This is a genomic window from Streptomyces sp. NPDC008238, from assembly GCF_042956445.1.
GTDB lineage: Bacteria > Actinomycetota > Actinomycetes > Streptomycetales > Streptomycetaceae > Actinacidiphila.
This window is the reverse complement of record NZ_JBIBGK010000007.1, coordinates 188,426-202,400: the sequence shown is the minus strand read 5'-3', so window position 1 is coordinate 202,400 and position 13,975 is coordinate 188,426. Positions and strand designations below refer to the sequence as shown.

Genomic DNA, 13,975 nt, shown 5'->3' with positions numbered 1-13,975 from the left:
GAGAGGGAGACCATGGCGTACGAAGTCGACAAGTCCGAGGAGCAGTGGCGTGAGGAGCTGACGCCGCAGGAGTACGCGGTCCTGCGCCAGGCGGGCACGGAGCGTCCCTTCGTGGGTGAGTACACCGACACCAAGACCCAGGGCGTCTACTCCTGCCGGGCCTGCGGCGCCGAACTGTTCACCTCGGACACCAAGTTCGAGTCGCACTGCGGCTGGCCGTCCTTCTTCGACCCGAAGGACAGCAAGGCCGTCGAGCTGATCCAGGACCGCTCGATGGGCATGGTCCGCACCGAGGTCCGCTGCTCCCGCTGCGGCTCGCACCTGGGCCACGTCTTCGAGGGCGAGGGCTACGACACCCCGACGGACCAGCGCTACTGCATCAACTCGATCTCGCTGCGACTGGCCCCCGTGGGGGACTGATCACGAAATCCGACGGCTAGGCCCCCCGCGTGGGGCTCACGCGCCCCACGGGGCGCGTCCGTCGACTCCCCGCCCACCGGGTGGCAACGTGGCCGGGCATGGAACACCACGTACGGGCCAGATTGCTGCTGGCCAGCGCCACCATGCTCTTCGTCGAACTGGCGCTGATCCGGTGGGCGGGCGCGAACGTCGTCCATCTGAGCTACTTCTCCAACTTCATCCTGCTCGGCTCGTTCCTGGGGATCGGGCTGGGCTTCCTGATCGCCGCAGAACGCGGTCAGTGGCTCAAGCGGTGGGCGCCGCTGCCGCTGGCCGTACTCGTCGTGCTGGTGCGGGAGTTCCCCGTCCAGGTGCGGCAGAGCAGCGGCGACATCATCTACTTCACCGCCGTGCGGACCACCGGTCTGCCGCAGTGGGTGACGCTGCCGGTGCTCTTCCTGCTGGTGGCCCTCGCCATGACGGCGATCGGGAAGATCACCGCCGACCTGTTCCGGCAACTGCCCTCGCTGGAGGCGTACCGCTGGGACCTGCTCGGCTCGTTGACCGGTTCGGTGGCCTTCGCGGGGCTGTCGTGGCTGCGCGCGCCCTCCCTGGTGTGGGGGCTGATCGCCGCGGCGGCGCTGCTGGTGCTCGGCGGCCGGCGCAACGTCCTGCGCTACGCGCTGCCGCTGGCGGCGATGGTGATGACGCTGCTCTTCGAGTCGCTGGCGCCGGGGGTGTCCTGGTCGCCGTACTACAAGATCGAGCTGACCCGCCCCGAGCCGGGCACCAGTTCGCGGACGTACAAGATCGCCGCGAACGGCGTGCCGCACCAGAGCATCGCGCCGCTGAAGGTGCTGCAGCAGCCCAACTCGCCGTACGAGCAGGCCTACCGGGAGACCCCGGACAACCCGCACCGCAAGGTGCTGGTGATCGGGGCGGGCAACGGCAACGACGTCGCCGTGGCGCTCGCCAACGGGGCGCAGCACGTGGACGCCGTCGAGATCGACCCGCGGCTGCAGGAGATCGGGGCGAAGCTGCACCCCGCGAAGCCGTACGAGAACCCGCGGGTGCACGTCCACATCAACGACGGGCGGGCCTTCCTTGAGCGGACGGACACGCGGTACGACCTGATCGTGCTCGCCCTGCCGGACTCGCTGACGCTGGTGTCGGGGGCGAGCAACCTGCGGCTGGAGAGCTACCTCTTCACCAAGCAGGCCTTCGAGTCCGCGCGCGACCACCTCGCGCCCGGCGGCGCGTTCGCCATGTACAACTACTACCGGCAGCAGTGGCTGATCGACCGTTTCGCCGGGAGCCTGGACCAGGTCTTCGGCCACGCGCCGTGCATGACGGAGTACAGCAAGCGCGCCGCGGTCCTGGTGGCCGGGCTGACGCCGGCGGACCAGACCTGCGGGACGGTCTGGCGGGCCTCCGGGGCGGTGCCGCCGCCCGCGGACGACGACCACCCCTTCCCGTACCTCCTCGACCGCACCGTGCCGAGCCTGTACCTCGGCGCGCTCGGCCTGATCCTGCTGGTCACCGTGATCTCGGTGCGGCTGGCCGGGGTGCGGTTGCGCGGGACGCTGCGCTACACGGACATGTTCCTGATGGGCGCGGCCTTCATGCTGCTGGAGACGAAGAACGTCATCGGCTTCGCGCTGTACTTCGGCACCACCTGGCTGGTGAACGCGCTGGTCTTCATCGGGGTGCTGCTGGCGGTGCTGGCCGCCGTCGAGGTGCGGCGCCGGATGCGCCGGCTCAACCAGACGGCGCTGCAGATCCTGCTCTTCGTCACGCTCGCCGTCGGCTGGCTCGTCCCCGCGCAGGCCGTGCTGTCGCTGCCCTTCGCGGCGCGGCTGGCGGCGGCCGTCGCCCTCGCCTTCGCGCCGATCTTCTGCGCCAACCTGATCTTCTCCGACCGCCTCGCGCAGGCGCCTGACCCGACCTCCGCCTTCGGCGCCAACCTCCTGGGCGCGCTGACCGGCGGCACCCTGGAGTACCTGGCACTGCTCACCGGCTACCGGGCGCTGCTGATCCTGGTGGCGGTGCTGTACGCCGGGGCCTGCGTCGCGATGCGGCTCTACGGCGGCGGTGGCCCGGGGGACGGCGCGGACGGCACGGGGAAGGGCGGGCAGGACGTGACCGGCGCCCGGAAACCGGCTGGTGCGCGAGGGCCCGCCGCAGCACCATGACGGGATGCTGAACGTCCTCCTGCCCTTCATCGGTGCGTGCACCCTCGTCGCCGCGGCCCCCGGGCCGAGCACGGTGCTGATCATCAGGCACTCCCTGCGCAGCCGCCGTGCCGGCTTCGCGACCGTCCTCGGCAACGAGACCGGTGTGTTCGTCTGGGGCCTGTGCGCCGCCTTCGGGCTCACCGCGCTCCTCGCGGCCTCGCAGCTCGCCTACGACGTCGTACGGATCGTCGGCGCCGCCGTCCTGATCTGGTTCGGCGTCCAGGCGCTGCGTGCCGCCCGCCGCGGCCCGGACCCCGAGCGGGCCGCGGCGGACGAGGAGGCGGCGGTGACCCCGTGGGCGGCCTACCGCGCGGGGCTGGGGATGAACCTGGCCAACCCCAAGGCGGCGGTCTTCGCGATGTCGTTCCTGCCGCAGTTCGTGCCGGCCGGCGCGCCCCAGCTGCCCACCATGGCCGGGCTCGCGGCGCTGTGGGCGGTCTACGAGGTCGGCTACTACGGGGCGTACGTCTGGTTCGTCGACCGTCTGCGGTCGGTGTTCAGCCGCGCAGCGGTGCGCCGCCGCCTGGAGGCGGTGTCCGGCGGTGTGCTCGTGGCGCTCGGCATCCGGATGGCGCTGGAGGGCTGAGCCCGCCCCGCAGGGCCGTCCCGGCCCTCATCCGCGGCAGGCGCTGAGCACCGCCCCGAGCCAGGTGGTGCCCGCGGCGGCGAGCGCCGCCGGCAGGAGCGGCAGCAGCGGGAACGGGACGGCGCCGGTGCGCGAACCGGTGACGAGCCCGGTGACCGCCGCGTTGGCGGGCGATCCGGCCGCCACGAGGACCAGGACCGCGGTGAGCGCCGTGACGGGCACGGCCCATCCGGGGCGGAGCAGCACCGGGGGGTTGGTGAGGGCACCGACGGCGGTGCCGAGCAGCGCCGTGACCAGGGCGGCGAGCAGACCCGCCACGGCCGCCGGGGCGACCGGGACGGCTTTGAGGTGGTCCGTGGTGTGCGGGTCGGCGATCGCGGCCACCACGGCGGTGCCCGCGCCGCCCAGCACCACGGAGCACAGCAGCGCCGCCAGGACGCCCGCCGTGTGGGCCCGTCCCGGACCGGTGGCGGCCGCCACGCAGGCCCGGGCGGCCGGCGGCTCGACGGTGACGCTGACCCGTACCAGCCAGGCCGCGGCCGGGAGCAGGGCGGCGGCGCTCCAGCCGAGGGAGTCCAGCAACGGCTGGGGTCCGCCGGCGAGACCGATCCCCATGACGGCGACGTAGAGCAGCAGCGGGGGCAGCCAGCGGAAGGACCGCAGCAGCAGCGCGGTCCGGTAGTGCAGCGTCGCGGTCATGAGGTCTCCGTGGGCGGCGTCGCGGGCGGCTCTGCGGCCGGCCTGGCAGGACGGACCGCGCGGATGTGCCAGGGCGGGGCGGCGGCCAGCAGCAGCCGCAGGACGGCGTCGGACTCCGCGGCCGGGACGGTCAGCCGCAGCGTGCCGGGCGCGGCGGGCTCGTGGACGAGGCCGGCCGGCGGCTCCCCGCCGCCGGTGGCCTCGATGACGACGCGCGGCCCGGCAGCGGCGTCCAGGGGCACCGGCACGAGCCGGGCGCCCTCGACGCGGTGGGCCGCCGTGATGTCGGCGGCCAGCCGGCGCGGGTCGTGGTCGACGAAGACGACGGTGCCGCCGGCGGCGCACCGGGCGCGAACGGCGTCGTCCAGGACGGCGCGTGCCTCCCGGTCGAGCCCGGTCCACGCCTCGTCGAGGACGAGGAGTTCCGGCTCGGCCACCAGCGCCTGGGCGACGGCCACCTTCTGGCAGGTGCCCTTGGACAGCTCGGCGAGCGGGGTCCGGGCGTGGCCGGCAATGCCGAAGCACTCCAGCCACTGCGCGGCCCGCCGGGCGGCGGTGCGGCCGCCGAGCCCGTGCACCCGCCCGAGGTGCACGAGGTAGCCGTACGCGTCGAAGGGCAGCGCCGGCGGGAACCGTTCGGGCACGTACGCGGTGCGCGGGCGCCCGCTGACCCGGCCCGTGGTGGGGCGGTCGATGCCGGCGAGGATGCGCAGGACCGTGGACTTGCCGCTGCCGTTCGCGCCCTCGACGCGCAGCACCTGCCCCGCGGGCACGTCGAGGTCGACGCCGCGCAGCACCCAGGGTCCGCGGGCGCCGTAACGGCGGCCGACCGCCTCCAGGCGCACGTCAGTTGGACGGCTGGTGGGGCTGGGACTCGCTCGGCCGGACGATGACGAAGCCCTCCCCCTGCAGCATCAGCTGCACGGCCTCGCCCGACCCGCCGCGCAGCATCGAGCCGAAGCTCTGCGAGCGGTGCAGGGAGGTCTGCAGCTGGGCGCTCCAGCCCACGACGGCGTCGGTGTCGACGTACACCGGGGCCTGCGGGGTGACCGGGATGACGATCGGGTTGCCCTCGCACATGACGCCGAGGCGGCCGTGCCCGGTGAAGACGCTGTTGAACAGGCCTCCGCCGGTCATGCCCGCGCCCTTCACGACCTTTATCTCGTAGGAGAGGGTCGAGTCGAAGACCAGCACGTTGCGGCCGTTGATGGTGAGGCTGTCACCGGGGTCGATGTCGATGACGAAGCAGTTGGCGGCCTCGTGCGCGAACCAGGCCTCGCCCTGGCCGCGGACCGCCATCAGCGGCAGGCCCTCACCGGTGAAAGCCCGCTTGAGGAACTTGCCGACGCCCTGGCCCTTCACCTCGAACTGCAGGTTGCCGCGGAAGGCGATCATCGAGCCCTGGCGGGCCAGGCACTCGCCGTTGACCGCGTACTTGATCGACTTGGCGTTCTGGAGGGTCATGCCGGGCTCGGTGGCCGGCTGCGCCGTGTTCTCGGTCGCGAAGAGGTCGCTGTGCACCCCGGCATCCTGGCCCGGAGGGATCGGCTCCGACAAGCTCTTCCGCGGGCTGGTGGCAGACTGTCGAGGTGACAACCGATCCTCGTGACGCCGCTCCCCAGTTCGTGCTCCCCCTGGTCGTCCGCATCGAGCGGGACGCCCCGCCGTCGCGTACCGACGCGCTGGAGACGGCCGCCCGTGCCGTGCTCCTGCTGCGCTCCGACGAGCGCAGCACCGCCGGGGACGGGGAGTGGGCCGAGGCGGTACGGGGCTGGGAGGACGCCCGCATCCGCAAGGTCGTGCGGCGGGCGCGCGGCGCCGAGTGGCGGCGGGCCGAGGCGCTGCCCGGCATCACGGTCACCGGCAAGTCCGCCGAGGTGCGGGTCTTCCCGCCGGTGCCGCTGGACGGCTGGCCCAAGGACCTGGCGCGGCTGCAGGTGTCCGGGACGGAGCTGGAGGAGCCGGAGCCGCCTCTGGCGCCGGACGCCGGCCTCCCGGTGCTCTGGCTCAACCCGGGGGTGCCGATGTCGGCGGGCAAGGCCATGGCGCAGGCCGGCCACGGCGCCCAGCTCGCCTGGCTGGCGCTGTCCCCCGAGGGGCGTGCGCAGTGGCGCGACGCCGGTTTCCCGCTGGCGGTGCGCACGGCGCCGCAGGCCCGCTGGGAGGCGCTCACCGCGTCCGGGCTGCCCGTGGTGCGGGACGCGGGGTTCACCGAGATCGCCCCGGGTTCGTGCACCGTCGTGGCGGACCATCCCGCGCTGCGCCGCTGAGGCCGCGCCCGCGGAGCCTGCGGCCGCAAGCTCAAATCAAGCTCTGAAACCCGCCCCACGGGGTTCGCGGGCCTTCCGCCGGGCCACAAACCCGGCAGGAGGAAGGGGGGCGCATGGAGCACTCGTATCTGGGCACGGGCATCGGCTGGCGGCCGGAGATCGCGGCGGCGGTCGAGGCGCTCGCGGAGGCCGGTCGCGTCGACTGGGTCGAGGCGGTCGCCGAGAACGTCTGCCCCGGGCACCTGCCCGACTCACTGCTGCGGCTGCGCGAGCGCGGTGTCACGGTCGTCCCGCACGGCGTCTCGCTCGGCCTCGGGGGCGCCGAGCGGCCCGCCGCGGAACGGCTGGCCGCCCTCGCGCAGCGCGCGCAGGCGCTGGGCGCCCCCCTGGTCACCGAGCACATCGCCTACGTCCGCGGGGGCGGGGAGCTCACGGGCTCGGCCCGCCTGGAAGCGGGGCACCTGCTGCCCGTGCCGCGGACCCGGGACGCGCTGGACGTCCTGTGCGAGAACGTGCGCGTCGCGCAGGACGCGCTGCCGGTCCCGCTCGCGCTGGAGAACATCGCGGCGCTGATGGCCTGGCCGGACGAGGAGATGAGCGAGGGGGCGTTCCTCGCGGAGCTCGTCGAGCGGACCGGGGTGCGGCTGCTGGTCGACGTCGCCAACCTGCACACCAACCACGTCAACCGCGGTGAGGACCCCCTCGCGGCGCTCGACGCGCTGCCGGTGCACGCGATCGCCTACGTCCACGTGGCGGGCGGCGTCGAGAAGGACGGCGTGTGGCACGACAGCCACGCGCACCCGGTCCCCGGGGCGGTCCTGGACGTGCTGGCGGCGCTGTACGAACGGGGCTGCCCGCCCGGGGTGCTGCTGGAGCGCGACGACGACTTCCCCGCGGACGAGGAGCTGGCCCGCGAACTGGCCGCGATAGGACGTGTGGTGGACGCCGGCACGGGCGGGCGTCCGGACGCGCCCGCTCCGCCCTCCGTGCCCGCCGGGGTCGCCGCGGCGTCGGGGGCGGCCCGGCAGCGCCTCGCGCTGCGGCAGACCGCGTTGCTGTCGGCGCTCGTGGCCGGGACACCGGTGCCGGAGGGCTTCGACCGGACCCGGATCGGCGTGCAGGGCCGCGCCCTCGCCGCCAAGCGCGCGGGGGTCGTCGCCAAGGTGGCGCCGGAGCTGCCGGAGATCCTGGGGGCCGCGTACCGGCCGGCGTTCCTGCGCTACGCCGCCGCGCGGCCGCTCACGGGCGGGTACCGCCGCGACGCCCTGGACTTCGCCGCGCACGTCCTCGACGGCGCCGACGGCACGCACGAACCCGCGGTCGTCCGGCAGTTGGCCGCGTGGTGGCGGGAGCGGTCGGGGCCGGCGCCGCTTCGGGCCCGGCGGCCGCGGCTGCGCGGAAGCGTTTTCCGTTCGCCGCGACAGCCCTCACACGTATTCATACGTATGCGGGACAGGCTCCGTTCAAAGCTGCCATAATCTTTTTCCAAGAGGCCTCCGACCTGCGAAGAGAATGGCGGCGGGGCCCATCGGGCACGAAAAGACAACAACATATCAAGGCGCTAGCCCCGATTCCTGGAATTCGCGAATACGTGACCGTTCCTCGCCTTGGACGCTTCAAACGCACTAACGTGCGGTCCCATGCGATCCACCCGTTACGCCACCGGACTCAGCCTCGTGGTCGGGGCTCTCGTGGTCACCCTCGCCGCACTGGCCTACCCCGTCATGTCAGGGCTGAACAGCCCCGCCGTGACCGCGGCCGGCGCCCAGACCGTGTCCACGCAGTACGGTCCGCTCACGCAGCTGGACCGCACCTTCGTCACCAAGGTCCGACTGGCCGGCCTGTGGGAGTTCCCCGCCGGGCAGATGGGCCTGCAGAAGGGGACGACGCCCGCGGTCAAGCGCGCGGGGCAGCACCTGATCGACGGGCACACCAGCCTCGACGCCACGTGCCGCACGATCGCTCCCCAATTGGGCATCACCCTGCCCAACCAGCCCACACAGCAGCAAATGGGCTTTCTGGCCACGATGTCCGCGGCGAGTGGACAGGATTTCGACCAGAAGTTCGCGAACATCCTGAGGCTCGCCCACGGCCAGGTCTTCTCCGTCGTCGCCCAGGTACGCGCCACCACCCGCAATTCGCTGGTGCGAGAACTGGCCGACCAGGCGAACGCGACGGTGCTCGACCACATCACCGTTCTGGAGAAGACCGGGATGGTCAACTTCGACCAGGTCGCCGTGGACACGACCGCCAGCCCCACCAACCCCGCGGCGGCGGTGCCGGTCTCGCCGGGTCCCGGTGAGCCGACCTTCATCGTCACCCCGTCCCCCACGTACTCACTTCCCCCAGCGGCTTCGTCCCCCCAGCCGTCGCAGTAGAAATGAGCGATCCCATGCCCACACGACAACACATGAACCACCGGCGCAGGTTGAGCACCAAGCAACTCGTGCTGATAGCCGTGCTGGCACTGCTCGGCTCCGGCGGCACCTTCGCCCTGGTCACCGGATCGGCCTCGGCCCACTGGCGGTCCAACTCCGGCCACTCGGGCGGCTGGCAGAGCCCGAGCCCGGGGAACAGCACCAAGGCGGACAACGGGGGCCAGAACAACGGCGGGCAGAACAACGGCGGGCAGAACAACGGCGGCCAGAGCGGCTCCCCGGCCCCCTCGGCCTCGGCGTCCGCGCCGGCCGGCGGCGGCACGCAGACCAACGGCCCCGCCCCCGAGGACTTCGCCGACATCCGCTCCGTCAAGCCGAACGTCCAGCGGGCGGCGAACCAGCGCGGCGCCTCGCGCGGCACCTTCACGGCCCGCTGCGGCCGCAACGAGAACAAGCACCACAACCCCGACAACTTCATCGTGGCCCCCGGCGTCGCCAACGGCGCGCACCACGTCCACGACTACGTCGGCAACCTGAGCACCGACGGATTCTCGACCAACGAGTCCCTGGCCGCGGCCGGCACCACCTGTGCCCGCGGGGACAAGTCGACGTACTTCTGGCCGGTGCTGCGCACCCGTTCTGCCAACGACGCGCCGGACGCCGACGGCAACACCGGCACCATCCTGCAGGCGACCTCGGTGCAGTTGGTCTTCGGCGGCAGCCCGACGTCCAAGGTGGTGGCGATGCCGTCCACGATGCGGATCATCATGGGCGACGCGAAGTCCTTCACCAACGGCGTCGCCAACGCCAAGGCGTCGTGGAGCTGCACCGGCTTCGAGAACCGTCAGCTCACCGACAAGTACCCGCTGTGCCCGCAGGGCAGCCGCGTGGTCCGCACCCTGAACTTCCCCAACTGCTGGGACGGGACCAACGCCGACAGCGCCAACCACCGCACGCACATCGTCTTCCCCGACGGTGCGGGACGGTGCCAGGCCGGCTTCAAGGCCGTGCCCCAGCTGAAGATGCGGCTCACCTACAAGGTCCCGCAGGGTCCGAACTTCGCGCTCGACAGCTTCCCCGAGCAGCTGCACAAGCCGGTCACGGACCACGCGGACTTCGCCAACTTCATGCCGACGCGCCTGATGAACCAGGTCGTCAGCTGCGTCAACGGCAACCGCAACTGCGGCTGACGCGGTAGCCCGCGCGACCCCCGCCGGCTCCGGTCCGCCCGCCGCCGTTCCGGGAAACCACGGGCGGACCCCCGCGGGGGTCGGCTACAACTCCCCCATGTGGATGCTCTTCCTCCTCGTGGCCTGGGCCGCGGCGATCGCCTCCTGCACACGCCTGTGCAGGGCGGCGGTCGCCGCGGCCGATCTGCCTGACGCGACCGCCGCAGCGGCCGCCGACCACGCCCTCGGGCTCTACGAGATGGCCTTCCTGGCCGGCGGTCCGCGCCGGGTGACCGAGCTGACGATGGTCACGATGGGCCGCGAGCGCCGCCTGCTGCTCGCCGGGACGGGCTGGGCGACGGTCGTCGACCCCGACGGGCGGGACGCCATCGAGCGCTCCTTGATCGCCGCCACGGGCCCCGGGGGCCAGGCCCCCGTCCCCGCGATACGTGCGGCGCACGCCGGCTCCGACGGGGTCCGCGCGCTGGCGCGGCGCCTCACCGACGCCGGGCTCGCGGTGCCCGCGGCGACCCGGGAGTCGATCTCCACCGGCTTCCGCGAGGTCCGCGCCGCCTCCGCCCTCATCCTGGTGATGCTTGTCGCCGCGACGACCCTGAGCCCCGCCGGCCGGCCCCTGCTGCCGTGGTTCGCCCTCCCCCTGCTGGCCACCCTCGGCTGCCTGGCCGTCGCGCGCCTGGAGATTCACCCCTACACCCGCTGGGCCGCCCCTGCGGGCCGGGAGCTGCTGCGTGCCGTCGACGTCCCCCGCGGCCCGGCCCCCGACGACCGCCGGCAGCTCCTCACCGCCCTCGCCGTCCGGGGCCCCTCCGCCCTCCCCGACCCCGCCCTCCGCGCGGCCCTGAGCTGACGCGCCGCGCGGGGCAGGGCCTCAGGCCAGACCCGACACCAGGTCCGCCACCGACTTACGGCGCCCGGTGTAGAACGGCACCTCCTCGCGGACGTGCATCCGCGCCTCGGACGCCCGCAGATGACGCATCAGGTCCACGATCCGGTGCAGCTCGTCCGCCTCGAACGCCAGGATCCACTCGTAGTCCCCCAGCGAGAACGACGCCACCGTGTTCGCCCGCACGTCCGGGTAACCCCGCGCCATCTTGCCGTGGTCGGCGAGCATGCGGCGGCGGTCCTCGTCGGGGAGGAGGTACCAGTCGTAGGAGCGGACGAAGGGGTAGACGGAGACGTAGTCGCGGGCCGTCTCGTCGGCGAGGAAGGCGGGGATGTGGCTCTTGTTGAACTCCGCCGGGCGGTGCAGGGCCATGTTCGACCAGACGGGCTCCAGGTGGCGCCCCAGCATGGTGCGGCGGAAGCGGTTGTACGCGTCCTGGAGGGCGTCGGAGGTCTCCGAGTGCCACCAGATCATGACGTCCGCGTCGGCGCGCAGACCGGACAGGTCGTAGGTGCCGCGGACCGTGACGTCCTTCTCGGCGAGCTGCGCGAAGAGCTCCTCCACCTCCTCCGCGTAGCGGGTGCGGTCGTCGGGGAGGACGTCGCGCAGCCGGAACACCGACCAGAGGGTGTAGCGGATGACCTCGTTGAGGTCCTTGGCCTTCTTGCCGGCGTTGGGGGCCTTGGCGGGGGCGGCGGAAGCAGTGGAGTCGGTCATGGGGCTATTGTCCCGCGTCCGGTTCCGCGGCCCGCCGCAGGGTGCCCAGCACCTGCGTCGCCGCGCCGCGCGCACTCGCGACGCAGGCCGGGATGCCCACGCCCTCGTAGACGGCGCCGCACACCTCGAGGCCGGGCAGCTTCGCGACGTGCTCGCGCAGCCGCGCGACCCGCGCCAGGTGGCCCACCGGGTACTGCGGCAGGCCGCCGTCCCAGCGGGTGACGCGGGCGGCCACGGGTGCCGCGGTGAGCCCGACGGCCTCGCCGAGGTCCTCGCGGGAGAGCCGGACGAGGTCGGTGTCGTCCCAGGCGAGGTCGGCCTCCTGGCCGTGCCGGCCGATCGAGGTGCGCAGCACGTAGACGTCGGAGTCGGCGGCGCCGCTCCATTGCCACTTCTGGCTGGAGAACGTGGACGCCTTGATCGTCCGCCCGTCGACCGGCGGGACGAGGAAGCCGCTGCCGGGCAGTGCGTGGGCGATCTCGCGCCGCCGGAAGGCCATCGTGACCAGGGCGACGCTCGCGTACTCCACCGCCGACAGCTCCGCGGCGGCGCCCGGCGACTCGGCGGCCAGCAGCGCGGACGCGGCGGGGGCGGGCACGGCGAGCACGACCGCGTCCGCGGCCAGCGTCTCGCGGGTGCCGTCGTGGTCGAAGGCGACCTCCCAGCCGTCGGGGGTACGGCGCAGCGTGCGGACCGGGGCGTCGGTCTCGATGCGGGCCCCGGCGGCGCGGCAGGCCTCGGCGACGGCGACCGGGAGCCGGCCGACGCCTCCCCGGACGCCGGCGAAGACCGGGCCGTCCTGCCGCGCGGCGGCGGCCTTGCGCTGGCTCTCGCGGACGGCCTCAATCAGGGACCGGCCGCCGAGCGCGCCCTCGTAGAGCTGCGGGATGGCGGCGCGCAGCGAGATCTCGTACGCGTTGCCCGCGTACACCCCACCGAGCAGCGGTTCGACGAGCCGGTCGACGACCTCGTGGCCCAGCCGGGCGGCGACGAAGGCGCCCACCGCCACGTCCTCGCCGACCTTGGTGCGGGGCAGGACGTGGTCGAGCGGCAGCCGCGCGAGGCCGGCCGCCGACAGCACACCGGAGGCGGCGAGCGAGCCGAGGTCGCCGGGGACGCCCATGACGCCGCCCTTGGGCATGGGGCGCAGCCGGCCGCGGGTCCACAGGCCCGCGGTCGTCGTGGCGGGCGCCTCCAGGTCGTCGCCGAGGCCGACCGCGCGGGCCAGGTCGACCGCCTCGGGGCGGCGCGCCAGGATCGACTCGGCGCCCAGGTCGACCGGGACGCCCGCGATCTCGTCCGCGTACAGCTTGCCGCCCAGGCGGCCGGAGGACTCCAGCACGGTCACCCGTGCCGCCCCGCCCTCCAGCAGGAAATGCGCCGCGGCGAGTCCGGAGACCCCGCCGCCCACGACCACCACATGCCCGGCCCGGGGCTGCGTATTGCTCATGCCTCCACTGTCTCAGACGCAGGAACGAGCCCTAACCGTGACCTCTTCGGGATCACGGAGCCGAAACCCGCCCCGTGCCCCTCACGTCGAATCGGCAACAGACGCAACGGACCCGGGGGGATGCCCTGTGAGCACGTCAACCACCGCAGCCCGCAGACCACTTGCCGCGGCCTTGGGCACCCTGGCGCTGGCCGCCGCCCTCATGCTCACCGGCTGCGGCAGCGGCGGCGGCAGCGAGAGCAGCGCCGACACCGCGGACGGCAAGGCCGGTGCCGCCGCCCCCGGTCTGGCCGAGCGGCCCGACGCGGGCACGGCACCCGCCGACGCGGGCGGCGACACGGAGAACGCCACCGGCAAGAGCTCCGGCAGCAGGTCCGGCACCGGAACCGGGGCGGGGAGGACCCCGACCCTGGCGCAGTCCTACATCGTGCGCACGGCGGCGCTGACGGTCGAGGCCAGGAACGTCCCCGGAGCCGTGGCCAAGGCGCGCACGCTGGTGGAGGGCGCGGGCGGCTACGTCGGCAACGAGAGCACCAGCCTGGACGAGGACGGCCTGGAGTACTCCACCATCACGCTCCGCGTGCCGCCGGAGGGCTACGACCGGGTGCTCCAGGACCTCTCCGGGCTGGGCACCCTGCGCAACCGCAAGGTGGACGCCCAGGACGTCACCGGCGAGGTGGTGGACGTGGAGAGCCGGCTCAAGACGCAGCGGGCGAGCGTGGCGCGGGTGCGGGAGCTGATGGACCGGGCGACCAGGCTCAGCGACGTCGTCGCCCTGGAGGGCGAACTCAGCTCCCGCCAGGCCGACCTGGAGGCGCTGGAGGCCCAGCAGGCCTCGCTGAAGGCGCGGACGGGGATGGCGACGATCACCCTGGAGGTGCAGGAGCCGGCCGCCGAGGAGGCACCGGAGAAGGCCGACGGCTTCTGGGCCACGGTGGGCGACGCCCTCGGCAGCGGCTGGCACGCCTTCTACGTGACCCTGCGGACCCTGCTCGTCGTCCTCGCCGTGGTGGCGCCGTTCGCCGCGCTGGTCCTCCTCGGCTACCTGGGCTTCCGGCTGTTGCGCCGGGCGCTGCCCGCCCGGCGCACCGTCGCCGCGCCCCCGGAGCCGGTGCGGGTGCCCGCGCCGGTGGGGGCGGGCGACGGCGAGGCCCAGCCGCGGGAGTAGC

Annotated in this window: 14 protein-coding genes; 9 read left to right on the top strand and 5 right to left on the bottom strand. The window is 73.7% G+C overall.

The features are described from left to right. Window positions 1-12 precede the first annotated feature (12 nt). The 3 genes from msrB (at window position 13) to ACFZAU_RS18135 (ending at window position 3,219) form a co-directional block, all read left to right on the top strand. A complete protein-coding gene (gene msrB, locus ACFZAU_RS18145) occupies window positions 13-420 on the top strand; it encodes a peptide-methionine (R)-S-oxide reductase MsrB (protein ID WP_499601690.1) in 408 nt (135 codons plus the stop codon). A 98-nt stretch (window positions 421-518) separates the two neighbouring features. Further along, on the top strand, window positions 519-2,591 hold the full coding sequence (locus ACFZAU_RS18140) for a spermine/spermidine synthase domain-containing protein (protein ID WP_500552957.1): 2,073 nt from the start codon (window positions 519-521) through the stop codon (window positions 2,589-2,591). Between the two features lie 4 nt (window positions 2,592-2,595). Continuing rightward, the gene (locus ACFZAU_RS18135) at window positions 2,596-3,219 is read left to right on the top strand and encodes a LysE family translocator (protein ID WP_500552956.1); all 624 of its coding nucleotides are present in this window, start codon (window positions 2,596-2,598) and stop codon (window positions 3,217-3,219) included. A 27-nt stretch (window positions 3,220-3,246) separates the two neighbouring features. On the opposite strand, the gene ACFZAU_RS18130 is transcribed toward ACFZAU_RS18135, so the two are convergent. The 3 genes from ACFZAU_RS18130 to ACFZAU_RS18120 are packed head-to-tail and all read right to left on the bottom strand — an operon-like array spanning window position 3,247 to window position 5,439. Then, window positions 3,247-3,918: an ABC transporter gene (locus ACFZAU_RS18130; RefSeq protein WP_500552955.1), complete on the bottom strand. Its 672-nt coding sequence runs from the start codon at window positions 3,916-3,918 to the stop codon at window positions 3,247-3,249. Next, window positions 3,915-4,763 carry an ABC transporter ATP-binding protein gene (locus ACFZAU_RS18125; protein WP_500552954.1) on the bottom strand — a complete coding sequence of 283 codons (849 nt, stop codon included), beginning with the start codon at window positions 4,761-4,763 and terminating at the stop codon, window positions 3,915-3,917. Before ACFZAU_RS18125 ends, ACFZAU_RS18130 begins: the two co-directional genes overlap by 4 nt. A 1-nt stretch (window position 4,764) precedes the next feature. Beyond that, a complete protein-coding gene (locus ACFZAU_RS18120) occupies window positions 4,765-5,439 on the bottom strand; it encodes an AIM24 family protein (RefSeq protein ID WP_499601696.1) in 675 nt (224 codons plus the stop codon). Window positions 5,440-5,507: 68 nt separating this feature from the next. On the opposite strand from ACFZAU_RS18120, the gene ACFZAU_RS18115 reads away from it, so the two are divergent. From ACFZAU_RS18115 to ACFZAU_RS18095, 5 genes are all read left to right on the top strand, one after another. Then, window positions 5,508-6,188: a peptidyl-tRNA hydrolase gene (locus ACFZAU_RS18115; RefSeq protein WP_500552953.1), complete on the top strand. Its 681-nt coding sequence runs from the start codon at window positions 5,508-5,510 to the stop codon at window positions 6,186-6,188. 113 nt (window positions 6,189-6,301) lie between these two features. Beyond that, window positions 6,302-7,666, top strand: a complete 1,365-nt coding sequence (locus ACFZAU_RS18110) for an MbnB/TglH/ChrH family RiPP precursor modification enzyme (protein WP_500552952.1) — start codon at window positions 6,302-6,304, stop codon at window positions 7,664-7,666. A 162-nt stretch (window positions 7,667-7,828) separates the two neighbouring features. Further along, entirely contained in the window at window positions 7,829-8,566 is a 738-nt protein-coding gene (locus ACFZAU_RS18105) for a DUF4142 domain-containing protein (protein ID WP_499601701.1), read from the top strand. 14 nt (window positions 8,567-8,580) lie between these two features. Continuing rightward, complete coding sequence (locus tag ACFZAU_RS18100) at window positions 8,581-9,756, top strand: DUF1996 domain-containing protein (protein ID WP_500552951.1); 1,176 nt, start codon at window positions 8,581-8,583, stop codon at window positions 9,754-9,756. Window positions 9,757-9,853: 97 nt separating this feature from the next. After that, entirely contained in the window at window positions 9,854-10,603 is a 750-nt protein-coding gene (locus ACFZAU_RS18095; RefSeq protein WP_500552950.1) for a TIGR04222 domain-containing membrane protein, read from the top strand. A gap of 21 nt (window positions 10,604-10,624) precedes the next feature. On the opposite strand, the gene hemQ is transcribed toward ACFZAU_RS18095, so the two are convergent. Beyond that, window positions 10,625-11,356, bottom strand: a complete 732-nt coding sequence (hemQ, locus tag ACFZAU_RS18090; protein ID WP_500552949.1) for a hydrogen peroxide-dependent heme synthase — start codon at window positions 11,354-11,356, stop codon at window positions 10,625-10,627. Between the two features lie 4 nt (window positions 11,357-11,360). Then, window positions 11,361-12,806: a protoporphyrinogen oxidase gene (hemG, locus tag ACFZAU_RS18085; RefSeq protein WP_500552948.1), complete on the bottom strand. Its 1,446-nt coding sequence runs from the start codon at window positions 12,804-12,806 to the stop codon at window positions 11,361-11,363. Window positions 12,807-12,933: 127 nt separating this feature from the next. On the opposite strand from hemG, the gene ACFZAU_RS18080 reads away from it, so the two are divergent. Next, window positions 12,934-13,974, top strand: coding sequence for a DUF4349 domain-containing protein (locus tag ACFZAU_RS18080; protein ID WP_500552947.1), 1,041 nt, complete (start codon window positions 12,934-12,936; stop codon window positions 13,972-13,974). Window position 13,975: the final 1 nt, after the last annotated feature.

Excerpts from the sequence above, each read along its gene's own strand:
- msrB (WP_499601690.1), top strand. The coding sequence starts at position 13 with ATGGCGTACGAAGTCGACAAGTCCGAGGAGCAGTGGCGTGAGGAGCTG.
- ACFZAU_RS18140 (WP_500552957.1), top strand. The coding sequence starts at position 519 with ATGGAACACCACGTACGGGCCAGATTGCTGCTGGCCAGCGCCACCATG.
- ACFZAU_RS18135 (WP_500552956.1), top strand. The coding sequence starts at position 2,596 with ATGCTGAACGTCCTCCTGCCCTTCATCGGTGCGTGCACCCTCGTCGCC.
- ACFZAU_RS18130 (WP_500552955.1), bottom strand. The coding sequence starts at position 3,918 with ATGACCGCGACGCTGCACTACCGGACCGCGCTGCTGCTGCGGTCCTTC.
- ACFZAU_RS18110 (WP_500552952.1), top strand. The coding sequence starts at position 6,302 with ATGGAGCACTCGTATCTGGGCACGGGCATCGGCTGGCGGCCGGAGATC.
- ACFZAU_RS18105 (WP_499601701.1), top strand. The coding sequence starts at position 7,829 with ATGCGATCCACCCGTTACGCCACCGGACTCAGCCTCGTGGTCGGGGCT.
- ACFZAU_RS18100 (WP_500552951.1), top strand. The coding sequence starts at position 8,581 with ATGCCCACACGACAACACATGAACCACCGGCGCAGGTTGAGCACCAAG.
- ACFZAU_RS18095 (WP_500552950.1), top strand. The coding sequence starts at position 9,854 with ATGTGGATGCTCTTCCTCCTCGTGGCCTGGGCCGCGGCGATCGCCTCC.
- hemQ (WP_500552949.1), bottom strand. The coding sequence starts at position 11,356 with ATGACCGACTCCACTGCTTCCGCCGCCCCCGCCAAGGCCCCCAACGCC.
- hemG (WP_500552948.1), bottom strand. The coding sequence starts at position 12,806 with ATGAGCAATACGCAGCCCCGGGCCGGGCATGTGGTGGTCGTGGGCGGC.